The organism is Pseudomonas sp. USHLN015 (genome assembly GCF_037153275.1).
In the GTDB taxonomy this organism is placed as follows: domain Bacteria; phylum Pseudomonadota; class Gammaproteobacteria; order Pseudomonadales; family Pseudomonadaceae; genus Metapseudomonas; species Metapseudomonas tohonis.
Genome location: NZ_JBBCKP010000003.1, coordinates 220,574 through 243,111 on the forward strand (window position 1 = coordinate 220,574; position 22,538 = coordinate 243,111).

Sequence of the window (22,538 nt, forward strand, 5' to 3'; positions counted from 1 at the left end):
CCAGTTTCACGGCCCGGACAGCATGTCCAACCGACCCGCCCAATCAGGTGCGTCGGCGCCGCCGAACCCACCGGTTCGAGCCGGCCCCCGGGTCCGCGCTGCCCAATCAGGCAGGCGATGAACGCGGCGACAAAATCGTCAGTACCGGACAGATTCCCCGAAGGGGGGGCCCGAAATTGGGGCCCCCCTTTTTTATTGCCCGAAAGAAGCCCGCGGTCGAAGGCGTGGCGCACGGGCTTGACGCGTCGCTTTGTAGGATGGGTAGAGCTCGGCGAAACCCATCGAGACCGCGCGCGGAAAACCATGGGTGCTTGTGGGATGCCTTAGACGAGGCCGGCCAGGCTCAGCAGCCACCAGGCCAGCACGGCCAGCTGCACGAAGAAGCCTGCGAAGCGCAGCCAGACGAACAGGGCGCTGGTACTGGTCAGGTGCACCAGGCTCTGGAAGACGCGCGCGCCCAGCAGCACCAGGGCCAGCGGGTCGGTGATCGCGGTCTGCGCGGTGGCCAGGGCGAACAGCAGCACCGCTGCCTGCATCGGCAGGTTCTCCAGGCAGTTGGCATGAGCGCGGACCAGGCGCTGGCCGAGAGTCCCGGGCGTGTTGCTGCCGTCGGGGGCGAAGGCGTTGACCTTCATGCGCCCGGCCATGACCAACAGGCCGCGCTGGTTCACCAGCAGGAAGACCAGCAGCAGGCTCCAGGCGACGAGCCCGAGCAGGGCGATGGCGGTGGGGGATTGCGACATGGAAAGGCTCCTCGACTTGTTGTTGTGGGATGGCGCGCGGCGATTCTAGAGCAATTGCTCTATTGCGCGAAGCCAACCGACGAGGAGGAAAGGGGCCTCAGTGGCGCGCTGCCTGGACGACCTCGATGGGGTCGGCGTGGACCAGCACCTCGGCCCGTGGGTAGGCCTCGATGATCGCCTGCTCCACGCGCTCGCTGAGCGCGTGGGCCTGGGACAGCGGCAGCTCGCCGGGCAACTCCAGGTGCAACTGCACGTACCAGTGGCTGCCGGAGATGCGCGTGCGCAGGTCGTGTACACCCAGCACCCCGGGCACGGCGCAGGCGAGCTGGTGCATGTGCTCGCCCACCTGTGGCGACACTTCCTGGTCCATCAGCACCGCCACCGATTCGCGGGCGATGCTGACGGCGCTCCAGAGTATGTAGAGGGCGATGCCCAGGCCGAAGAAGCCGTCCACGCGTTCCCAACCCTGGCTGGCCAGCGCCAGGGCCACGAGGATGCTGCCGTTGAGCAACAGGTCGGAGCGGTAGTGCAGCGAATCGGCGCGCACCGCCGTGGAGTGGGTGATCTTCACCACATGGTTCTGCAGCGCCAGCAGGGCCAGGGTCAGCGCCAGCGACAGGACCATCACCGCGATCCCCAGCCCCTGGGCACCCAGGGGGTGCGGCTGGCGCAGGTGCTCGACGGCCTGCACCCCCACCAGCACGGCGCTGGCGCCGATGAACATGGCTTGCGCCAGCCCGGCGAGGGACTCCGCCTTGCCGTGGCCGAAGCGATGGTCATCGTCCGCCGGCTTCAGCGCGAAGCGCACCGCCAGCAGGTTGAGCAGGGACGCGGCGCTGTCCAGCAGCGAGTCGGTGAGCCCCGCCAGCAGGCTGACCGAGCCGCTCAGCCACCAGGCGACGGCCTTGGCCAGCACCAGCGTGAGGGCGACGGACAGCGATGCATTGGTGGCCAGCCGCAGCAGGCGCGCATGCTGCTCCGAAGTGCTCATGGGCGGCTCGGCTGGTAGTAGATGAAGTCCAGTGCCGGGCTTTCCAGCCCCATCGCGGTCATCGCCGCAGTCACCTGGCCCCGGTGGGGGGTGCCATGGTTCACGAGGTGGGTGAGGATCTCGCCATGGGGGCGGCGGAAGGCGTCGCCGCGCATGTTCTGGTATTCCAGCGGCGCGGCCAGGGCGCTGTCGTCCTGCCCGGCCAGCCAGGCGCGCCACAGGCCGATGCCCTCGGCCAGCACGGCGGCCAGGGCGGCACGGTCGGGGGCCGCCTCGGCGTCCAGCTTCTCGAAGGGGCGGGGCAGGTGCAGGACCCGCGAGAACCAGATGCGATCCACCACCGCCAGGTGGTTCAGGGTGCCGTGGATGGAACCGAAGTAGAGGCCGCGATCGGCCCGGTAGCGGGTCTCGTCGAGCGACGCGAGGCTCGCCAGCAATTGCCGGTAGGCCCAGCCGTGGTAGGCCAGGAGCCGGTCGAAATGGCTGGCGAGCGCGCTCATCAGGCGGCGGGCTTCAGGCCGTAGGCGGCCAGTTGTTCGGCACTGCCGCTGTGCTGGATCAGGCGCGGGTCGTCCAGCGGCAGGTTGCGGCCGGTTTCACGCTCGATGATCGCCTTCAGGCGGGCGTTGTCGACCTTGCCGTCGGCGTCGATGGCGTCCTTGAGCAGTGCCGGGTCGACCTGGGCGGTCTCGTTGTCCGGCAGGTAGATGGCGCCGGTGGCGAAGTCGATGCCGAAGGCGATCAGGCCGGGGATCACGTAGAAGAGGATGCCGACGGCGTTGAGCGCGGCCACCACGGGGTCGATCTTGCCTTCGATCTGGCCGCGGCGGTCTGGGAAGAACAGCGTGCCGCAAGCGGTCAGCTGGGTGAGCAGGGCGGCGGCGACGGCGCCACCGATCAAACGGGAAGACATGCGCATATGCGGCTCCAGGCGGGGAAATGGCGTCACTATACCAAGGCGTTCATTGCAAAACGCACGGCAGTGTTGAGACCACACGAAAGGGCTGGCAGTTCGCCGCTATAATCGCCACCCCGCGTTGGAGCCACCATGAATCCGCTACCCATCGATGCCGTCCTGCCCGCGCTGCGCGAAGCCCTCGTGCGGCGCCATGAAGCGGTGCTCGAAGCGCCTCCCGGCGCCGGCAAGACCACCCGCGTACCCCTGGCGCTGCTGGGCGAGCCCTGGCTCGCCGGGCAGACCATCCTCATGCTCGAACCCCGCCGCCTGGCCGCCCGCGCCGCCGCCGAAAGGCTGGCCGCCGAGCTGGGCGAGAAGGTCGGCGAGACCGTGGGCTATCGCATCCGCCTGGAGTCGAAGGTCGGCCCGCGCACGCGCATCGAGGTGGTGACCGAGGGCATCCTCGCCCGCCGCCTGCAGGACGACCCGGCGCTGGAGGGCGTCGGCCTGGTCATCTTCGACGAATTCCACGAGCGCAGCCTGGATGCCGACCTGGCCCTGGCGCTGACCCTCAACGGTCGTGCGCTTCTGCGTGACGAACCGCCGCTGAAGGTGTTGCTGATGTCCGCCACCCTGGAGGGCGAGCGCCTTTCCAGCCTGCTCGGCGAGGCCCCGGTGGTGCGCAGCGAAGGGCGCATGTTCCCTGTGGATATCCACTGGGGGCGGCCTCACCAGAGCGGCGAGTACATCGAGCCCCGCGTGCTGCAGACAGTGCTCCAGGCACTCGCCGAACAGCCCGGCAGCCTGCTCGTGTTCCTCCCCGGGCAGGCCGAGATCCGCCGCGTCGCCGAACAGCTCGGCGAGCAGCTGCTGGGGCGCGATGACGTCCTGCTCTGCCCGCTGCACGGTGAGCTCGACCTCGCCGCCCAGCGCGCCGCCATCGAGCCCGCGCCTGCCGGCAAGCGCAAGGTGGTGCTGGCCACCAACATCGCCGAGACCAGCCTGACCATCGACGGCGTGCGCGTGGTGGTGGATGCGGGCCTCGAACGCGTACCCCGTTTCGACCCCGCCAGCGGCATGACCCGCCTCGACACCCAGCGCATCTCCCGTGCCTCCGCCACCCAGCGCGCCGGCCGCGCCGGGCGCCTGGAGGCCGGCGTCTGCTATCGCCTGTGGTCCGAGGCACAGCACCAGCAGCTCGCCGCCCACGGCAGCGCCGAGATCCTCCAGGCCGACCTCGCCGGCCTGGCCCTGCAGTTGGCGCGCTGGGGCGTGGAGCCCGGCGAGCTGGCCTGGCTCGACCCGCCGCCCGCCGCCGCCCATGCCCAGGCCCGCGACCTGCTGCGTCGCCTGGGAGCCCTGGCCCCGCGCGGCGATGGCGGCCTGGCGCTCACTGCCCACGGGCAGGCCATGGCCGAGCTGCCGGCGCACCCGCGCATCGCCCACCTGTTGCTGCGCGGGCAGGCGCTCGGGCTCGGCGCCCTGGCTTGCGACCTGGCCGCGCTGCTCGGCGAGCGCGACATCCTCCGTGGCGGCGGCGCCGACCTGCACAGCCGCATCGCCCTGCTCAGCGGCGAGGCCGGAGCCGCCCGTGGCGCCAAGGGCGGTGTGCAACGGGCCCGCCAACTGGCCCGGCAGTTGCGTTCCTACCTGCGCGGCGGCGCCACCGAAGCGGTGGCCGATGCCGAGCACCCGCGCTGGCTCGGCTGCCTGCTGGCCTTCGCCTACCCCGACCGCATCGCCCAGCAGCGCCGCCCCGGTGGCGCCGAATACCGCCTGGCCAATGGCCGCGCGGCGCTGTTCGCCGAGCCCGATGCATTGATGAAGGAGCCCTGGCTGGTGGTCGCCGACCTGGGCAGCCGCCAGGGCCAGCGCGAGGAGCGCATCTACCTGGCCGCCGACCTCGACCCGACGCTGTTCGACGGCCCCCTCGCCGAACAGCTCAGCGTGCTGGACCTGCTGGACTGGGACGAACGCGAAGGCGTGCTGCGGGCCGAGCGGCAGCGGCGCATCGGCGAGCTGGTGCTGGACCGCGAGCCCCTGGCCAGCCTGGACGAAGACGCCCGCACCCGCGCACTGGTCGCCCTCGTGCGGCGCAAGGGCCTGGAGTTGCTGAACTGGACGCCGGAGCTGCGCCAGTGGCAGGCCCGCGTGGCGCTGCTGCGGCGCCTCGACCTGGCGCGGCAGGGCAGCAGCGACTGGCCGGACCTGTCCGACGCCGCGCTGCTCGACTCCCTGGAAGACTGGCTCGCGCCCTGGCTGGGCAAGGTCAGCCGCCTCAGCCATTTCTCCGCCCTGGACCTGCCGGGCATCCTCGCCGGCCTGCTGCCCTGGCCGCTGCCCCAGCGCCTCGACGAACTGGCGCCGCGCGCGATCACCGTGCCGTCGGGCTCGGCCATCCGCCTCGACTACAGCGAAGACACGCCCGTGCTCGCGGTACGCCTGCAGGAGCTCTTCGGCTTGGCCGACACGCCCCGCATCGCCGAGGGCCGCCAGGTGGTCAAGCTGCACCTGCTGTCCCCGGCGCGCCGCCCGGTGCAGGTGACCCAGGACCTGGCCAGCTTCTGGGCCAATACCTATGTCGAGGTGAAGAAGGACCTCAAGGGCCGCTACCCGAAGCACTACTGGCCGGACGACCCGCTGATCGCCGAGCCCACCGCCCGGGCCAAGCCGCGTCGTTGAGTGCCGGGCTCACCAGCTGATCAGGAACATCGCCTTGGCGAGGAAGATCACGCCGAGCATGTGCAGCAGCACGCTGACGTGGATGCGCCGCGAGCGCTGTGGCGTCATCCGCCCGCTGCGCATCAGCACCACCACCAGCAGGAAGTGCCCGAGGATGCTCAGCGCCAGGATGATCTTCAGCATCAGCAAGGTGCCGAAGCTGCTGGCCAGGGGCGCGTGCAGCGCCGCGCGGTAGTGCCAGCCCAGCCCCAGCCCGGCGCCGAACAGCGCCAGTACCACCCAGTGCATAACCCGGCGCGCCCGCTGCCCCAACGCCTTGGAAAAGCGCTCGCGTGGCTCGGCCTCCAGCGCCGGGGTGGCGCGGCTGAGGATCATCACTTCGAAGAACACCCCGCCGATGAAGAACGCGGCGGCGGTCAGGTGGATGAACTTGAGCAGCAGGAAATGCATGGCGGGCTCCCGGGCGGCGGATGGCGAGGGGCACGAGGCCCGTCGCCGATCATGCCGCTTGCCGCGAAGCGGGCCCTGACCTGCGTCAGCTGTGGGTAAGGGAGGTGCGTGGCGGACCGCAGGAGGCGTTGGCGAGGCGCGAGGCACGTGGCTGAGCATCTGATCGCGAATGAATTCGCTCCCACAAAGCTGGCAGCGCTGCGCGCTGCCTGGCGACTGAAGTCGCCCCTACATCGCCCTACATTGCCCCTGCATCAGACGTGCCGGCTCAGTGCACCGGCGGCAGCAGGAACCGGCCGATCAATGGCAGGTGGTCGGAGATGCGCAACGTATCGCCCTGCCGCACCCGCGCATCGATCCGCGTCAGCCGTGGGCTGTGGAACAGGTAGTCGACGGTGCGATCCGGCCCCGACACCCGCGGGTCGTTGGGGAACTGGGTGAACCAGCGCGCGCGCTCGGTGCCGTCGGTTTCCTCGGCAGCGGGCACCCTCGGGTAGGTCGCCAGGGCCTCCAGCTCGCTGTCGCGGGCGAAGCGGCTGCGCTGCACGGCGTCCAGGCGCAGGTACTGGCCGGGCGGCAGCTGGTTGAAGTCGCCACCCAGCACCCAGGGCGTGCGGTCGCGTTCCAGCTCGTCGAGCAGGCTGCGGGTCATCGCCAGCTGGCGCTGCGCGGTGTCCTGGCCGGGCGTCCAGGGATCGAGGTGGGTGTTGATCGCCGCCAGGCGGCCGCCGTCGCGCACCGGCAGGTAGCTCACCAGCAGCGCCGGCTTGCGTTCGAAGGGGCGGTGCAGCACGTCACCTTCCGCCAGGGGCAGTTGCAGGCGCTCGGCACTGTCGATGCGCACGCGGCTGAGGGTGCCCAGCTTCATGCCGACGCTGCCGAGGATGTGCGCTCGCGGCACGAAGGCGGCCTTCCAGTAGAAGGCCTGGGTGCTGCACGGGTACACATCGGCGAGGCGCTCGCGCAGCAGCGCCAGTTGGTCCTGGTAGTCGGTGGCGCGGGCGCCTTCGTCCAGCTCCTGGAGGAAGACCAGGTCCGGCTGCTCGTCGCGCAGCACGCGCACCACCTCGTCGAGGCTGTAGGCGATGTCCGCCGGCGTCGGGCGCTCGTCCGGGCCTTCGCGGTCGGGCAGGTCGTAGTAGAAGACGTAGCGCTTGCCGGCCAGGTACTGCACGTTCCAGGTCATCACCTTCAGCGCCTGGCCGGGTTGCAGCAGGGGGGCCTCGGCGACGCAGGCCACGGGCTCCTCCTCGCGCGGGGCGGGGTGCCAGGTCAGGCTGTAGACCAGCGCGACCAGGGCGACGGAGACGATCAGCAGGCAGAGCAGGAGGCGGCGCAGTAGGAGGGGCATCGGCTGGAACGGTGCTTGGCTGGGTCGGGGAATGGGCGAGCATACCTGAGCGGGCGGCCCGGCCCAAACGCGTGCGCAAGCGAGGCGGCTGGATGCCGGCAGTGGCGCTATTCTTGTTCTGTCGCGACGGATCGCTATTGGGGCCCGGCACCCTGGTTTGCGCATCCCTCGGGTTGCCCTAACATGCCCGGCACCCAGATCGGCAAGGGTCTTGCAGGATCAACCCCTCGGTCCCGACTTCCAGGAGCAGGCATGCATCGCCAGTCGTTAGCCAGTCCCGCGGCATCGCCCGGCAGCGGTCGTGCCGGCGCGCTGCTGTCCGGGCTTCTGTGGCTGCTGCTCGGCATCACCTGCGCCAGCGCCGAGGAGCGCCCGCCGCTGCGGGTGATGACCGACTACTGGCCGCCGTTCCGCATGGAAGGCGAGGGCGGTGCACTGCACGGGCTGGACATCGACCTGCTGAACGAGATCGCGCGGCGCACGGGCCTGCGCTTCGACGTGCAACGGGCGCCCTGGGCGCGCGGTCTGGCCGCGTTGCAGAGCGGCTCGGCGGACCTGATGACCGGCCTGGCACGCACGCCCGAACGCGAGCGCTATATCGACTACCTGCCCACTCCCTACTACGCCTGCGCACCACGGTTGTACGGTACGCCGGAACTGGCCAGGCGCATCACCCGCTACGAGCAGCTGCGCGGGCCCACCATCGGCTACGTGCTGGAGTCGGCCTACTTCCAGCCCTTCGATTCCGATGCCGGCCTGCACAAGTCCGGGGTCAGCAACGAGCAGCAACTGCTGGAAATGCTCCTGCGCGGGCGCCTGCAGCTGGTGATCGGTACCGATTGCCAGGTGGACTACGAACTGCGCGATCCGCGCCTGGCCGGACGCATCGTGAGGACCGGCTACCAGCCCGATACCCGCACCGAGCTGTTCATCGGCTTCACCCAGCAGCAGTCGCTGGCCGAGGAGAAGGACAGGATCGCCAGCGCCCTGCAGCAGATGCTCGACGAGGGCTGGGTGAAAGAGGCGGCCAGGCGCTACCAGCCCGGGTCTCAGTGAGCGTGGGGCTCGACCACCAGTTCATAGTCCAGGGCCAGGTCCCAGAAGGCCGCTTCGATCTTGTGGCCGTCGGGGTCGCGGACGAAGCAGCCGAAGTAGGGCGCGCCGTATTCGGCACGCGGCCCGGGCTCGCCGTCCGAGGTGCCGCCTGCGTCCAGGGCAGCCTGGTAGAACGCTCGGACCGCGTCCTTGTCGGCCGCGAAGAAACCGACGTGGGTGCCGTTGCCGATGCTGGCGGGCCGGCCGTCGATGGGTTTCTGCACCCAGAACTCCGGGTAAAGGCGGCCATAGGCCACGGCGCCGGGGTGCTCCATGATGCGCCGGCAACCGAGGGCCGGCAGGACCTTGTCGTAGAAGGCCACGGCCCGCTCGAAGTCGTTGGTGCCGAGCGAGATATGGGACAGGATGCTGGGGTTTTCGGCCATGGAATGAATCTCCCTGTGCGATGGCCCCGACAAGACTAGCCGGCTTTCAGCGCTCCGCTGCGGGCTCCCCGAGCAGGCTGAACAGGCGGAATATCAAGACGCAGGTGAACAGCTGCAGGAAGCCGTCCAGGCAGTCGACGAAGACGCTGGCGACGCTGTCCGGGCGCTCGCCCAGCTCGCCATAGGCCCACCACTCGAAGGCCCATACCGGCCCCATCGCCAGCAGGATGCAGCAGAGGATGGTGAGGAAATGGCCATCGCTCATGCGGAAGCTCTCCTTCATCGCCTCCATCGGCGACAGGCCGTCCAGCACCAGCAGGTACTCGGCGAATACCAGCCGGCTCATGATCCACAGCCCCGGCAGGATCAGCAGCGAAGCCCCGAGCATGATCAGCAGCGTGCTGAAGGCCGCGAGCACCGCAAAGGACGGCCAGCGCAACAGGGCCAGGCTCCAGATCTGCTTCTTCTTCAGGTTGATGCGGCTGCTGCGGCTGTCGAGGAAGACGATCAGCGCGCCGGTATAGAGGGGGTAGAACACTAGGCGGATGAGCAGGTCGGAAACCGACGACGAGGCCTCCCCCAGCCAGGCCGAGGCCACCTGCAGGGCCAGTGCCTCGAGCAGGATCACCGGCAGGCAGAGCGAGGCGATCGGGCCGAAGTGGCGGCTGAAGAAATACCAGGAGTCACGCAGCAGGAGCAGGGGATTCATTGACGGCGCCATAGGAATGCAGGGCTGTGAAGCAACTCTAGTCGATGCCGCGCGCCCTCTCCAAGGCGCCGCTCGACCTAGATCGCGACCTGCGCTGCCGTGTTGCGGCGTCTGCGCCGGGCAAGCCATAGCGCAGCCCCCAGCAAGGTGAGCTCGAGCAGAAAAGACCAATGCAGGAGGAAGTTCAGCCACCAGGGCTGGTAGCGCGGCGTGACGGTGGCCAAGGCGAAAGGCTGGTCGACCCAGGGCGCCAGCCACCAGATGTCGCCCACCACGCTGTCCAGAATCAGGTGCACGCAACCGTTGAGGGTGAACAGCGAGAGCATCACCGGCGCCAGCGCGCGGCGCGCCAGTTGGCGCCAGGTGAGGGCCAGCGCCAGGGTGCCGAACCACACCACCGGCCAGTGGCTCCAGTAGCTGTGGTGGTGATGCTGGCGGCCATCGACCAGGTGGAAATAGAGCATGTCCAGGTCCGGGGCGAAGGCACCGAGCAGCGCCACCGCCATCCACAGGCGCGAGCTGCAGGTGGCGGGGCGCAGGTGGCGTTCCAGCAGGCCACCGATCAGGTAGCCGGTGGGCAGGTGGGCGACGATCACGACATCAGCCCGGCCAGCAGGGCCTCGCTCTCCAGCACCTCGGCGTACTCGCCGGCGAGGTTGGCCATGGCCATGTCGTGCACCTCCTCGGCGCTGCGCGGGCGGCCCGACCAGTCGGCCTTGGCGAAGGTGTAGCAGGCGTCGGCCACCACGGTGGTGGCGAAGCCCAGGTTGCTGGCGCTGCGCGCAGTGGCTTCCACCGAGTTCTCGCTGGCGACCCCGGTGATCACCACGCGGCGGATGCCGCGCACGTGCAGCCAGCGTTCCAGCGCACTGTGGGTGAAGGCGTCGGTGACGTTCTTCTCCAGCACCTGCTCGTCCGGCCTGGGGGCCAGCTCCGGCTGGAACAGCGCGCCGTCCTGCCCCGGGGCGAACACCGAACCCGGCTCGCGGGACATGTGGCGCACATGCACCAGCGGCCAGCCCTGCCCGCGCCAGTGGGCGAGCAGGGCGGCGATGCGCCCTTCGGCCTGGGGGTTGTTACGTGGCGTGGCGACGCGGGCGATGCCCTGCTGCATGTCGATGATGATCAGGGCGGGAGGCGAGTGGAGTGGGTCGTTCAGCGGCATGTCGAGTGTCCTTTCCTCGGGGCTGGCATACTGTGCGCCGACTCTAGCAGACCTTCGAAAAACTACCTGCGTTGCCATCGCTGCATTAGGAACAGGCTCAAAAATGCTCATCTACAGTGTGTAGACTCCGCTTTTTTCGCCTGTTCCTGCCTTGCGCTGGCGGCCTCGCCTACGTTTTTTCGCAGCCAGAAACCCACGCCCGCCACCCCGAGGAAACCCGGTGAAGAAGATCGCAGTGTTCGCCGATGTCCAGAACCTCTACTACACGGTGCGCCAGGCCTATGGCTGTCACTTCAACTACACCGCGCTGTGGAAGGACGTCGCCGCCCGTGGCGAGATCGTCGAGGCCTATGCCTACGCCATCGACCGGGGCGACGCCCGCCAGCAGCAGTTCCAGCAGATCCTGCGCAACCTCGGCTTCACCGTGAAGCTCAAGCCCTTCATCCAGCGCGCCGATGGCTCGGCCAAGGGCGACTGGGACGTGGGCATCACCATCGACATCCTCGACGCCGCCGCGCGGGTGGACGAGATCGTCCTGGCCTCCGGCGATGGCGACTTCGACCTGCTGCTCGACCGCGTCCGCGACCGTGGCGTCGAGGCCGTCGCCTATGGCGTGCCGGGCCTCACGGCTCAATCGCTGGTGCGCGCCGCCAGCCGCTACGTACCCATCGAGGGCGGCCTGCTGCTCAAGTGACAGCCCGCCGCCCCTGCAGAACAGTGGAAACCCCGTGGACCCCATCGCCGTCATCGACTTCGAAACCACCGGCGTCACGCCGGGGGACAACTGCCGCGCCACCGAGATAGGCGTCGTCATCCTCGACCAGGGCCGCATCGTCGACCGCTACCAGAGCCTGATGAACGCCGGCGTCTGGGTGCCGCCCTTCATCGAGAGCCTCACCGGCATCAGCAACGCCATGGTCCGTGCCGCCCCGCCGGCGGCGCAGGTGATGGGGGAGGTGGCGGACTTCGTCGGCGACATTCCCCTGCTGGCGCACAACGCCTCCTTCGACCAGAAGTTCTGGGACGCCGAACTGGCACGCCTCGGGCGCCGTCGCCGGCAGGCCTTCGCCTGCTCCCTGCTGCTGTCGCGCCGCCTGCTGCCGGAGGCGCCCAACCACAAGCTCGGCACCCTCAACCGCTGGGCGCGCCTGCCCGACACCGGCCAGGCCCACCGCGCCATGGCCGATGCCGAGATGGCGGCCAACCTCACCCTGCACATCGCCGACCGCCTGCGCGAACGCCACGGTGTGCGCCAGGTGAGCCACGAACTGTTCTGCCGCCTGCAGAAGGTCCCTGCCGCGAAGATCCTGGAGGCGCTGAAGCGCCTGTAGATCAGGCGCGGTGAGCCCAGCGTAGGGATGACGCTCTTTTCATCCACCAGGCGATGCCGAGTCCCACACCGCCTGGTGGGAGCGAATTCATTCGCGATGGAGTGTCCGGCCACCCGTAGCTCAGTACCGGCGGCGGGTCTTTCGCGGCTGAAGCCGCTCCCACAGGATTGCCCACAGCGAGGCCGAATATCGCTGCGTTGGGCCTCGCTGTGCTCGGCACCAACCTACGGAGTCCCACGCGGCGATGCGTCCGGGAGAACCAGTGGTGGCAGCCCTGCGGCCTGCTTGGCGAATGAATTCGCCCCTACAGGGATCGCGCAGCCTGCAGGTCGGGTGCAACCCGGCGTTTACGGCGCCTGGAACCTCTTCACACCTTGCGCAACGCCTCGACCTTCCCACCGTGCACCTGCAGTTCTGCCGGGATGCGTCGCTCGAAGGGGGTGGAGAGGATCAGCGAGGTCTTGCTCGCGCCGTACTGGCTGAGGCGGTCGATCAGGTCCTGCAGCTCCGGCATCGTCGCCACGGCGGCCTTCATGAGCACGCAGGCGTCGCCGGTGATGCGGTGGCAGAGGGAAATCTGCGGGATCTTTTCCAGGGCCTCCAGGGCGCGCTTGGAATCATGGTCGGCGAGGCGCAGCTCGATCACGCATTCGATCGGCAGGCCGATCTTCGCCGGGTCGACGGCGGCGTGGTAACCGGTGATCACGCCGCTGGCCTCCAGCTTGGCCACGCGGTCGGCCACGGCCGGGGGCGAGAGGTTGACCCGGCGCGCCAGTTCGGCGAACGAGGCACGGCCGTTCTCCATCAGCGCCGAGAGCAGCAGGCGATCATACTTGTCCATCGGTGGTCTCCACGCAGGGTATTTAGGAAACAAGGCAAACAGCGCTTATTGGCGTTGATTCGAAAGTTAAGTGGCCATTGAAGCAGGTTTAATCGCTTATTTTCCCTATATGGCCTTGCATAGAATAAACACCCTGCCAACCGGATCGTCGAGCCCCCCATGCCTGCGCAACGTTTTCCCCTCCTGCTGATCGGCGCCTTCTTCGCCCTCTACATCATCTGGGGGTCCACCTACCTCGCGATCCGCATCGGCGTCGAATCCTGGCCGCCGCTGCTCATGGCCGGCGTGCGCTTCGTCATCGCCGGCAGCCTGATGTTCGCCTGGCTGCGCTGGCGCGGCGCGCCCATGCCGACCCTGCGCGAATGGAAGGCCGGCGCGATGGTCGGCGTGCTGCTGCTCAGCTGCGGCAACGGCGGCGTGACCCTGGCCGAGCACCTGGGCGTGGCCTCCGGCGTCGCCGCCCTGGCGGTGGCCACGGTGCCTTTGTTCGCCCTGCTGTTCGGCCTCATCTGGGGCCAGCGCACCACGCGCCTGGAATGGGCCGGCATCGTGCTCGGGCTGATCGGCATCGGCCTGCTCAACCTCGGCTCCAACCTCCAGGCCAGCCCGCTGGGCGCCGCCCTGATCATCTTCGCTGCCGCCAGCTGGTCCTTCGGCTCCATGTGGAGCAAGCACCTGCCGCTGCCCGCCGGCCCCATGGCCAGCGCCGTGGAGATGCTCGCCGGTGGCGTCGCTCTGCTGCTGGGCAGCGCCCTGAGCGGCGAGCGCATGGAGAGCCTGCCCACCCCCGCCGGCTGGGCGGCCCTGGCCTACCTGGTGGTGTTCGGTTCGATCATCGCCTTCAGCTCCTACCTCTACCTGTTGAAGAACGTGCGCCCGGCGGCGGCCACCAGCTACGCCTACGTCAACCCGGTGGTGGCGGTGCTGCTCGGCGTGCTCTTCGCCGGCGAGCACATCGGTGGCGAGGAAGGCCTGGCGATGCTGGTGATCATCAGCGCCGTGGTGCTGATCGGCCTGCCGCAGTGGCGCAAGCCCAAGGAGCCGGTGCTGCAGCAGACGAGCTGACGGGAGGCCGGAACCCGGGCGACGGCGACGCAGGTAGTTTTGCGGCGGCCTGATAGAATTGCGCCTTTTCCACCTCCGGTTCCGCCCCATGACCTTCGCTTCCCTTGGCCTGATCGACCCCCTGCTGCGCGCGCTCGACACGCTCGGCTACAAGACCCCATCGCCGGTGCAGGCCGAGGCGATCCCCGCCGTGCTCAAGGGCCGCGACCTGATGGCCGCGGCGCAGACCGGCACCGGCAAGACCGCCGGCTTCGCCTTGCCGCTGTTGCAACGCCTGACGATGGAAGGCCCGCAGGTGGCCGCCAACTCGGTGCGCGCCCTGGTGCTGGTGCCCACCCGCGAGCTGGCCGAGCAGGTCCACGAGAGCTTCCGCGTCTACGGGCAGAACCTGCCGCTGCGCACCTACGCGGTGTACGGCGGGGTCAGCATCAACCCGCAGATGATGAAGCTGCGCAAGGGCATCGACGTGCTGGTGGCCACTCCCGGCCGCCTGCTCGACCTGTACCGGCAGAACGCGGTCAAGTTCAACCAGCTGCAGGCGCTGGTGCTGGACGAGGCCGACCGCATGCTCGACCTCGGCTTCTCCCGCGAGCTGGACGACGTCTTCTCCGCCCTGCCGCGCCGCCGCCAGACCCTGCTGTTCTCCGCCACCTTCTCCGACGCCATCCGCCAGATGGCCCGCGAACTGCTGCGCGACCCGCTGTCCATCGAGGTCAGCCCGCGCAACGCCGCCGCCCGCAGCGTCAGGCAGTGGCTGATCACCGTCGACAAGAAGCGCAAGTCCGAACTGTTCCTGCACCTGCTGCAGGAGCGGCGCTGGGGCCAGGTGCTGGTGTTCGTCAAGACGCGCAAGGGGGTCGACGAACTGGTGGATGACCTGCAGCGCGTGGGCGTCTCCGCCGACGCCATCCACGGCGACAAGCCGCAGCCCTCGCGCCTGCGCGCGCTGGAGCGCTTCAAGGCCGGCGAGGTGCAGATCCTCGTCGCCACCGATGTCGCGGCCCGTGGCCTGGACATCGACGACCTGCCGCTGGTGGTCAACTTCGACCTGCCCATCGTGGCCGAGGACTACGTGCACCGCATCGGCCGCACCGGGCGTGCCGGCGCCACCGGCGAGGCCATCTCCCTGGTCTGTGCCGACGAGGTGCAGCTGCTCTCGGCCATCGAAGTGCTGATCAAGCAGACCCTGCAGCGCCGCGAGGAGCCCGGCTTCGTCCCCGACCACCGGGTGCCGCAGACCGACGCCACCGGCGCCATCCTGAAAAAACCCAAGAAGCCGAAGAAACCCAAGGAGCCCCAGGCCGGCGGCAAGGGTGGCAAGCCGTCGCGCCTGGGCAACTGGATCGACAGCGAGGCGCCGAAGACCAAGGCCGTGCGCAAGGGCCCGGGTTTCGGCAAGGCGAAGAAGGGCTGACTGCTACCGCCCGGTGTGGCATCGGGTGACGCAACGCGGGGCGTGACGAACCATCGAGGTGCAGCGCCCGTGTCGCCAGAACCGGCGGCACGGGGCCTGGCGCGGGATTGGCGAGAGTTCGGAATAATGGCGCAGATCGTGCATTTCTGTGCGAAATGATGAACGCCTAGTGCGTTCGAAGCGCAGTCCCACGTCAGACGATTCCATGATGCGTCCCAAGGAACTCAAGCACTGGACCACCGGTGTCGCCCACCTGCTGTCACTGCCCGCCGGCCGCGCGCGCCTGCTCGGTCTCGCCCAATGGCTGCAGCAGATCTGCCACGTCGATCACTTCGTGCTCTTCGTCTACGAGGGCAACCACCGACCGCTGGCGCTGTTCGACACCTTCCCGGCGGACAAGCGCCATGTCTATGTCGAGGACTACCAGGTCGGCCCCTACCTGCTCGACCCCTTCTACCTCGCCTGCACCCGCAACCAGGCGCCCGGGCTGTGGCGCCTGCGCCAGTTCGCGCCGGACCACTTCTACCTGGGCGAGTACTACGTCACCTACTACCAGCAGACCGGCCTCACCGAGGAGATCGCCTTCTTCGTCGACCTCGCCGACGGCGCCAAGGCCGTGCTCTCGCTGATGCGCAGCGCCTGCAGCCCGGCCTACAGCCGCGACGAGATGCAGCTGCTCGACTGCGTCCAGGCGGTGGTCGAACAGGTGGTGGGGGAGGCCTGGGAACAGCGCCGCGCCCACCAGCCGCGTCCGGCCCAGGACCTGGACTACAAGATCCGCGAGACCTTCGAGCAATTCGGTGCCCACCTGCTCACCGCCCGGGAGCAGGAAGTGGTGCAGATGCTCCTGCGCGGGCACTCCAGTGCCTCGGTGGCCGAGCACCTGGCCATCAGCCCCGGCACGGTGAAGATCCACCGCAAGAACATCTACGCCAAGCTCGGTATCGGCAGCCAGTCGGAGTTGCTCGGCCTGCTGGTGCGTGACCTCGCCGGGCAGCGCGAGGCCTCCATCGATCCGGTATTGCGTACCGCGATCTGAGCGCAGGGCCTTATCGCCAACGGGAATTTAGCGGCGCTGATCAATAACCAACCATTGGTCTGCAACCCCCGTGGCTCAAGGTCCAGAGCCGCCTGTCCACGACTTATCCACAGTCCGCTCCACAGATAATGTGGGCGGGAAATCCCACCCCCTGCGACATTTCAGACCCTGCGGCAAGCCTTTTTATGCAGAAAAAAGGCTTGCCTTGGCGCAGCTCCGGTGGCAGGCGCTTTTCGTCGCCGGTGCGACGTGAAATCGCACTTTTGCACCGCTGTTCATTTTTTGTACATATTCGCAGGGCTCCCGTCGTTGCTGGCCTGTGGGAGGTTATAGACGAGTTATCCACAGCTTCATCCACCGTTTCTGTGGGCACACGGACGCTTGCCCCGAGGGGGCTGATCTGCTAGCCGGAGGCGATCTTCGCCACCTCGTGTTTGATCAAAAAATGAACAGTTCGTGGCGGCCCCTGTCAGGAGCGGTGCGCACGCGCCCATCCACTCGCTGTCCACAAAGTTATCCACAGCTTCTGTGAATAGCTCCCCAGGAGTTCGACGGGCCGCCGGGCGGCGCCAGGCCCTATTCCCGGAGGGATATATACAGTCCGAAACAGCGGTTGATAGCGTGGCCACACAAGCAGGAACACCTGGAAAAGGGGCTGGTCGTGAGCGATGCAGAAGCTGTCTTCGATATCGAATTCCGCAACGTGGAAAAGAGCTACGGCTCGGTGCGCGCGGTCAGCGGGCTGAACTTCAAGGTCCGGCGGGGCGCCTTCCACTCCTTCCTCGGCAGCTCCGGCTGCGGCAAGACCACCACCCTGCGCATGATCGCCGGCTTCGAGCAGCCCAGCGCCGGCGAAGTCTGGCTCGGCGGCCGGCCCGTGGCGGGCATTCCGGCGCACCAGCGGCCGGTGAACATGGTGTTCCAGAGCTACGCCCTGTTCCCCCACCTCACGGTGGCGGAAAACATCGCCTATGGCCTGCGCTACCTGAACCCCCGGCCCGACCGCGAGGAGCAGCGCCGCCGCGCCGACGAGGCCCTGGAGATGGTGCGCCTCACCGGTTTCGGCCAGCGCAAGCCCCACGAGCTTTCCGGGGGCCAGCAGCAGCGCGTGGCCCTGGCCCGCGCCCTGGTCAACAAGCCCACCGTGCTGTTGCTGGACGAGCCCCTGGCGGCGCTGGACCGCAAGCTGCGCAAGGAGATGCAGTCCGAACTGCTGCGCCTGCAGCGCGAGGTCGGCATCACCTTCGTGCTGGTCACCCACGACCAGGAAGAGGCGCTGTCGATGAGCGACAGCATCAGCGTCATGCAGGACGGCGGCATCATCCAGACCGCCACCCCCGAGCAGCTCTACGAAACCCCCGCCAGCCGCTACGTGGCGGACTTCATCGGCGAATCCAACCTGTTCACCGGCACCGTGCGCCGGGTGGACGGCGACCGCGTGCTGCTGGACATGCCCCAGGGCCTGCAACTGGCCAGCCCGGCCACCCCCACCGGCCCGCGCCTGGCGGCCAGCGAGCCGGGCTGCATCGCCGTGCGCCCGGAGCAGATCGCCATCGGCAATGCCGCCGACGCCCTGGCCCGGGAGATCAGCCTGGCCGGGGAGGTGGTGGACCGCATCTACCTGGGCAACCTCACCGAATACCGCGTGCGCACCGAGCCCTTCGGCATCGTCTGCGTGCGCGTGCCGGGCCACACCGGGCGCGACAAGGCGGCCTTCGAGCATGGCGCGCCGGTGCGCATCGGCTGGGACCAGGCCGCCGGCCTGGCCATGGCGCTCTAGTTCATCCCCCCGGCAAGGCATCGCAGGGGCTTTTGCAGTGCAGGGCAGACAAGAAAACCAACACTCAACAGGCGGGGTAGCAGGCAATGGACCGTAAAGACTTCATCAAACAGATGCGCAGCTGGCAGAACGGCTCCATCACCCGACGTGAATTCCTTGGCCGCACCGGCCTGGGCCTGGCGGCGGCGGTGGTCGCGACCAACATGCCCGGCCTGCTCACCGGCAAGGCCTACGGCGCCGACAAGGCCATCGGTGATCGCGTGGTGCTGGCCACCTGGCCGAACTACCACAACGCCGAGAACTTCGCGGCCTTCGCCGAGAAGACCGGCGCCCATGTGCAGATGAACGTCTTCGGCTCCAACGAGGAGATGCTCGCCAAGCTCCAGGCCGGCGGCAGCGGCTGGGACCTCTTCGTGCCCACCAACTACACCATCAGCACCTACGTCGAGCTGGGCCTGATCGAGCCGCTGGATCTCTCGCGCCTGCCCAACTTCGATGCCGCCAGCTACGAGAAGCGCTTCATGGAGCAGGGCATCGTCGACGGCAAGCTCTACGCCGTGCCGAAGAACTGGGGCACCACCGGCTTCGTCTACGACAGCGACAGGATCAAATCCAAGCCCAGCAGCTGGAAGGAGTTCTGGGAGCTGGCCAAGGGCGAAGCCTCGGGCCGCGTGATGGTCCATGACTACCAGCTCACCGCCATCGGCAATGCGCTGAAGTCCTTCGGCTACAGCTTCAACTCGCTGGACCCGAAGGAGCTGGCCGACGCCGAGAAGCTCCTGCTGGAGGTCAAGCCGCACCTGTTCGCCATCAACTCCGACTACCAGCCCTCGATGCGCAACGGCGACGCCTGGATGTCCATGTGCTGGACCGGCGACGGCTCGCAGCTGCACCGCGACCTGCCGAACATGCAGTTCACCCTGGGCAAGGAAGGCGGCGAGCTGTGGAGCGACTTCTTCGCCATCCCCAAGGGCGCCGAACGCCCCGATGCCGCCTACGCGCTGATCAACTTCCTCCTCGACCCGCAGGTCAACAAGCTGGAAGTGGAAGCCCACGGCTACCCGAGCGGCGACAAGCGCGTGGACGCGCTGCTGCCCAAGGCGATGCTCGACGACCCGATCATGTACCCGGCCGCCGAGCTGCTCAGCGCCCTGGAGTTCGGCGCCGCCGCCACCCTCACCAGCCCGGAACGTGCCGAACTGATGGCGCGTTTCAAGGCTGCCTGACCCTCATCGGCCGCAGGGGCGAGCTCCGCCGTGAATCGCGACGCCGCATTCGCGAGCAGAGCTCGCTCCTACCCTGGTCGCCTCCATGAATCGTAGGGACTCTTCCATGAACGTCGCTCTCAGCGCTCCCGCACCGGTCGTTGCGGGCCAGGCCGCGCCGGTCGAAAGCCGCAGCCTCGGCCGCCGCGTGACGCTGCTCCTGCTGCTGCCGTCCACCCTGTGGTTCCTGCTGATGCTGCTGATGCCGCTGGTGATCATCCTGGTCTTCAGCCTCGGCGAGCGCAGCCCGGTGGGTGGCTACGCCGCCGCGCTGACCCTGGACAACTACCTCAACCTCGGCTCGCGGGCCAAGGCCTTCGCCAACACCCTGTTCCTCGCCCCGCTGGGCACCCTGGTGTGCCTGCTGGCGGCCTACCCGCTGGCGTACTTCCTGGCGGTGAAGGTGCAGCGCAACCGCTCGCTGCTGCTGACCCTGGTGATCGTGCCGTTCTGGACCAGCTTCCTGATCCGCACCTACGCCTGGATCTTCATCCTCGGCGGCAAGGGCATCCCCGCCTTGCTGGCCAGCGTCGGCCTGGAGGAGGTGCGCCTGATCAACACCCCCACGGCGGTGCTGATCGGCATCGTCTACGGCTACCTGCCGCTGATGGTGTTCCCCATCTACGTGAGCCTGGAGAAGCTCGACAAGCGCCTGCTGGAGGCCTCCTCCGATCTCGGCGCCAGCGCCTTCGAGACCTTCCGCCGGGTGACCCTGCCGCTCTCCGCGCCGGGCGTGATCACCGGCGCCATGCTGGTGTTCATCCTGCTCATGGGCGAGTTCCTCATCCCCGCCATCCTCGGCGGCGGCAAGGTGTTCTTCGTCGGCAACGCGCTGGTCGACCTGTTCCTGCAATCGCGCAACTGGCCCTTCGGCAGCGCGGTGGCCATGACCCTGGTGGCGATGATGCTGGTGATCATCTTCATCTACCTCAAGCTCGTGGCGCGCTACGGCAAGCGCTCCACCGACGGGATGCTCTGACATGTGGCTGCGCAGCTATTCCACCTCGCTGTACCTGTTCCTCTATGCGCCCATCGCGCTGATCATCCTGTTCAGCTTCAACGCCGGGCGCAGCGGGCTGTCCTTCGAATGCTGCTCGGTGCAGTGGTTCGGTCGTGCCTTCGGCAACCCCTTCATCATGGAGGCCCTCGGCAACAGCGCGCTGATCGCCCTGTGCTCGGCGCTGATCGCCACCCTGTTCGGCACCCTCGCGGTGTTCGGCCTGCAGCGGGTCGGGCGGCGCGTGCGGATGGTCTTCGACGCCCTGACCTACTGCGCGATCATCATCCCCGGCATCGTCATCGGCATCGCCACGCTGATCGCCTTCATCAGCCTGTTCGAGGTGCTCAACCCGCTGCTGGACCTGCTCCTCGGCGCCGGCCTGCCGCGCCTGCGCATGGGCTTCATCACCGTGGTCGCGGCCCACTCGCTGTTCACCATGGCGCTGGTGATGGTCATCGTCCGCACCCGCGTCGAGTCCCTGGACAAGGCCCTGCTGGAAGCCTCCGCCGACCTCTACGCGCCGCCGCTGGAAACCTTCCGCCGCGTGGTGTTGCCGCAGATCGCGCCGGCGATCATGGCCGGCTTCCTCCTGGCGTTCACCTTCAGCTTCGACGACTTCATCATCGCCTTCTTCGTCGCCGGCTCGGAAACCACGCTGCCGATCTACATCTTCTCGTCCATCCGCCGGGGCATCACCCCGGAGATCAACGCCATCTCGACCGTGATCATCTGCGCCTCCCTGGCACTGCTGTTCACCTCCCGCTACCTGCAGAACCGCCGCACCGGCGCCTGACGACCCTGGAGAGCCACCATGCGTGACCAGCTGTATATCAACGGCCAATGGGTACGCCCGGACCTGGGCGGCCATTTCGACGTGCTCGACCCGAGCAGTGGCGACCTGATCCAGCGCGTGCCGGCGGCCACCGAGGAGGACATCGACCACGCCGTGCGTGCTGCGCGCCAGGCCTTCAACCGCGGCTGGGGGCAGACCACCGGCGCCGAGCGCGCCGGCTGGCTGGAGGCTTTGGCGAGCGAACTGGAAGGCCGCCAGGACGCCCTGGCGGTGCTGGAGGTGCGCGACAACGGCAAGCCGCTGCCCGAGGCGCAATGGGACATCGCCGATGCCATCGGCTGCTTCCGCTACTACGCCGAGCTGGCCCGCGAGCTGGACGGCCGCCAGGACGAGGCGCTGGAGCTGCCGGACGCGCGCTTTCGCTGCCGCATCCGCCACGAGCCGGTGGGCGTGGCCGGGCAGATCATCCCCTGGAACTACCCGCTCCTGATGGCCGCCTGGAAAGTCGCCCCGGCCCTGGCAGCGGGCGCCACCTGCGTGCTCAAGCCCTCGGAGCTGACCCCGCTCACCGCCCTGGAACTGGCCAGCGCGGCGGACCGCATCGGCCTGCCGTCCGGTGTGCTCAACGTGGTCACCGGCCTTGGCGGCGATGCCGGCGGGCCGCTCAGCCAGCACCCGGGCGTGGACAAGCTGGCCTTCACCGGCAGCGTGCCGACGGGGTCGAAAATCATGTCGGCGGCAGCGGCCGACATCAAGAACATCAGCCTGGAGCTGGGCGGCAAGTCGGCCTTCATCGTCTTCGACGACGCCGATGTCGAGGCGGCGGTGGAATGGATCCTGTTCGGCATCTTCTGGAACCAGGGCCAGGTGTGCAGCGCCACCTCGCGCCTGCTGGTGCAGGAAGGCATCGCCCCGCGCCTGCTCGAGCGCCTGGTCGCCGAGGCGCGGCGCATCACCATCGGCCCCGGCCTGGAGCGCGGCGTGCTGCTGGGCCCGCTGGTCAGCGCCGGGCAGTACCAGAAGGTGCTGGGGATGATCGAACAGGGCACCCGCGAGGCCACCCTGATCAGCGGCGGCAAGCGCCCCGCGCACCTGTCCCACGGTTACTTCCTGGAGCCGACGATCTTCGACGAGCCGGCCGACAACGCCAGCATCTGGCGCGAGGAGATCTTCGGCCCGGTGCTCTGCGTCAAGCGCTTCAAGACCGAGGCCGACGCCCTGCGCATGGCCAACGACAGCCGCTTCGGCCTCGCCGCCGCCGTGATGAGCGCCGACCTCGACCGCGCCGCCCGGGTGGCCAACGGCCTGCGCGCCGGCATCGTCTGGGTCAACTGCTCGCAACCCACCTTCACCCAGGCGCCCTGGGGCGGCATGAAACAGAGCGGCATCGGCCGCGAGCTGGGCCGCTGGGGGCTGGACAACTACCTGGAGGTCAAGCAGGTCACCGAATACCGCAGCCAGGAACCCTGGGGGTGGTACCTCAAGTGACCTCCAGCGCCCGTAGGGTGGGCTTCAGCCCACCGAATGCCGATGCGCGAAG

The 22,538-nt window shown here is 68.5% G+C and carries 23 protein-coding genes; 12 read left to right on the forward strand and 11 right to left on the reverse strand.

Features of this window, described 5'->3' with window-relative positions:
• Positions 1-323 precede the first annotated feature (323 nt).
• From WFQ67_RS07225 to WFQ67_RS07240, 4 genes are all read right to left on the reverse strand, one after another.
• Positions 324-743, reverse strand: coding sequence for an MAPEG family protein (locus tag WFQ67_RS07225; RefSeq protein WP_213628376.1), 420 nt, complete (start codon positions 741-743; stop codon positions 324-326).
• Positions 744-840: 97 nt separating this feature from the next.
• Positions 841-1,734 (reverse strand): cation diffusion facilitator family transporter, encoded by an 894-nt coding sequence (locus WFQ67_RS07230; protein WP_213628377.1) that lies wholly within the window; start codon positions 1,732-1,734, stop codon positions 841-843.
• Positions 1,731-2,234, reverse strand: coding sequence for a DinB family protein (locus WFQ67_RS07235; protein ID WP_337056488.1), 504 nt, complete (start codon positions 2,232-2,234; stop codon positions 1,731-1,733). The genes WFQ67_RS07230 and WFQ67_RS07235 overlap by 4 nt, the downstream gene beginning before the upstream one ends.
• Complete coding sequence (locus WFQ67_RS07240) at positions 2,234-2,653, reverse strand: polyribonucleotide nucleotidyltransferase (protein ID WP_111261479.1); 420 nt, start codon at positions 2,651-2,653, stop codon at positions 2,234-2,236. Before WFQ67_RS07240 ends, WFQ67_RS07235 begins: the two co-directional genes overlap by 1 nt.
• A 129-nt stretch (positions 2,654-2,782) precedes the next feature.
• Here WFQ67_RS07240 and hrpB point away from each other — a divergent pair, with 129 nt between their 5' ends.
• The gene (hrpB, locus tag WFQ67_RS07245) at positions 2,783-5,314 is read left to right on the forward strand and encodes an ATP-dependent helicase HrpB (protein ID WP_337056489.1); all 2,532 of its coding nucleotides are present in this window, start codon (positions 2,783-2,785) and stop codon (positions 5,312-5,314) included.
• 9 nt (positions 5,315-5,323) lie between these two features.
• On the opposite strand, the gene WFQ67_RS07250 is transcribed toward hrpB, so the two are convergent.
• Positions 5,324-5,764 carry a CopD family copper resistance protein gene (locus tag WFQ67_RS07250; protein ID WP_337056490.1) on the reverse strand — a complete coding sequence of 147 codons (441 nt, stop codon included), beginning with the start codon at positions 5,762-5,764 and terminating at the stop codon, positions 5,324-5,326.
• Positions 5,765-6,032: 268 nt separating this feature from the next.
• Positions 6,033-7,115 (reverse strand): endonuclease/exonuclease/phosphatase family protein, encoded by a 1,083-nt coding sequence (locus WFQ67_RS07255; protein ID WP_337056491.1) that lies wholly within the window; start codon positions 7,113-7,115, stop codon positions 6,033-6,035.
• Between the two features lie 252 nt (positions 7,116-7,367).
• Between WFQ67_RS07255 and WFQ67_RS07260 the strand changes: the two genes are divergently transcribed.
• Positions 7,368-8,171, forward strand: a complete 804-nt coding sequence (locus WFQ67_RS07260) for a substrate-binding periplasmic protein (RefSeq protein WP_213628380.1) — start codon at positions 7,368-7,370, stop codon at positions 8,169-8,171.
• On the opposite strand, the gene WFQ67_RS07265 is transcribed toward WFQ67_RS07260, so the two are convergent.
• The 4 genes from WFQ67_RS07265 to WFQ67_RS07280 all read right to left on the reverse strand — a co-directional run bounded on the left by WFQ67_RS07265 (position 8,165) and on the right by WFQ67_RS07280 (position 10,470).
• Positions 8,165-8,596, reverse strand: a complete 432-nt coding sequence (locus tag WFQ67_RS07265) for a VOC family protein (RefSeq protein WP_213628381.1) — start codon at positions 8,594-8,596, stop codon at positions 8,165-8,167. The two genes, WFQ67_RS07260 and WFQ67_RS07265, sit on opposite strands and share 7 nt — an antisense overlap.
• Before the next feature lie 46 nt (positions 8,597-8,642).
• Entirely contained in the window at positions 8,643-9,305 is a 663-nt protein-coding gene (locus tag WFQ67_RS07270; RefSeq protein WP_337056492.1) for a hypothetical protein, read from the reverse strand.
• 77 nt (positions 9,306-9,382) lie between these two features.
• Positions 9,383-9,901: a metal-dependent hydrolase gene (locus tag WFQ67_RS07275; protein ID WP_337056493.1), complete on the reverse strand. Its 519-nt coding sequence runs from the start codon at positions 9,899-9,901 to the stop codon at positions 9,383-9,385.
• The gene (locus WFQ67_RS07280; RefSeq protein WP_173180326.1) at positions 9,898-10,470 is read right to left on the reverse strand and encodes a cysteine hydrolase family protein; all 573 of its coding nucleotides are present in this window, start codon (positions 10,468-10,470) and stop codon (positions 9,898-9,900) included. Before WFQ67_RS07280 ends, WFQ67_RS07275 begins: the two co-directional genes overlap by 4 nt.
• Before the next feature lie 220 nt (positions 10,471-10,690).
• On the opposite strand from WFQ67_RS07280, the gene WFQ67_RS07285 reads away from it, so the two are divergent.
• Both WFQ67_RS07285 and WFQ67_RS07290 read left to right on the forward strand, forming a co-directional pair.
• Positions 10,691-11,164 carry a LabA-like NYN domain-containing protein gene (locus WFQ67_RS07285; RefSeq protein WP_337056494.1) on the forward strand — a complete coding sequence of 158 codons (474 nt, stop codon included), beginning with the start codon at positions 10,691-10,693 and terminating at the stop codon, positions 11,162-11,164.
• Between the two features lie 34 nt (positions 11,165-11,198).
• On the forward strand, positions 11,199-11,801 hold the full coding sequence (locus WFQ67_RS07290; RefSeq protein ID WP_337056495.1) for a 3'-5' exonuclease: 603 nt from the start codon (positions 11,199-11,201) through the stop codon (positions 11,799-11,801).
• Positions 11,802-12,168: 367 nt separating this feature from the next.
• Here WFQ67_RS07290 and WFQ67_RS07295 read toward each other — a convergent pair whose 3' ends face one another.
• The gene (locus tag WFQ67_RS07295; RefSeq protein ID WP_111261469.1) at positions 12,169-12,642 is read right to left on the reverse strand and encodes an Lrp/AsnC family transcriptional regulator; all 474 of its coding nucleotides are present in this window, start codon (positions 12,640-12,642) and stop codon (positions 12,169-12,171) included.
• A 159-nt stretch (positions 12,643-12,801) separates the two neighbouring features.
• Between WFQ67_RS07295 and yedA the strand changes: the two genes are divergently transcribed.
• The 8 genes from yedA (at position 12,802) to WFQ67_RS07335 (ending at position 22,486) form a co-directional block, all read left to right on the forward strand.
• Positions 12,802-13,707 carry a drug/metabolite exporter YedA gene (yedA, locus tag WFQ67_RS07300; protein WP_213628387.1) on the forward strand — a complete coding sequence of 302 codons (906 nt, stop codon included), beginning with the start codon at positions 12,802-12,804 and terminating at the stop codon, positions 13,705-13,707.
• A gap of 88 nt (positions 13,708-13,795) precedes the next feature.
• Complete coding sequence (locus WFQ67_RS07305) at positions 13,796-15,121, forward strand: DEAD/DEAH box helicase (protein WP_337056496.1); 1,326 nt, start codon at positions 13,796-13,798, stop codon at positions 15,119-15,121.
• 208 nt (positions 15,122-15,329) lie between these two features.
• On the forward strand, positions 15,330-16,160 hold the full coding sequence (locus tag WFQ67_RS07310) for a LuxR C-terminal-related transcriptional regulator (protein ID WP_337056497.1): 831 nt from the start codon (positions 15,330-15,332) through the stop codon (positions 16,158-16,160).
• 661 nt (positions 16,161-16,821) lie between these two features.
• A complete protein-coding gene (locus WFQ67_RS07315; protein ID WP_337056498.1) occupies positions 16,822-17,940 on the forward strand; it encodes an ABC transporter ATP-binding protein in 1,119 nt (372 codons plus the stop codon).
• An 86-nt stretch (positions 17,941-18,026) separates the two neighbouring features.
• Positions 18,027-19,166, forward strand: coding sequence for an ABC transporter substrate-binding protein (locus WFQ67_RS07320; protein WP_213628390.1), 1,140 nt, complete (start codon positions 18,027-18,029; stop codon positions 19,164-19,166).
• Between the two features lie 106 nt (positions 19,167-19,272).
• Entirely contained in the window at positions 19,273-20,184 is a 912-nt protein-coding gene (locus WFQ67_RS07325; protein WP_337056499.1) for an ABC transporter permease, read from the forward strand.
• A gap of 1 nt (position 20,185) precedes the next feature.
• Entirely contained in the window at positions 20,186-20,998 is an 813-nt protein-coding gene (locus WFQ67_RS07330; RefSeq protein WP_263152640.1) for an ABC transporter permease, read from the forward strand.
• Positions 20,999-21,016: 18 nt separating this feature from the next.
• Complete coding sequence (locus WFQ67_RS07335) at positions 21,017-22,486, forward strand: aldehyde dehydrogenase family protein (protein ID WP_213628393.1); 1,470 nt, start codon at positions 21,017-21,019, stop codon at positions 22,484-22,486.
• Positions 22,487-22,538 lie beyond the last annotated feature (52 nt).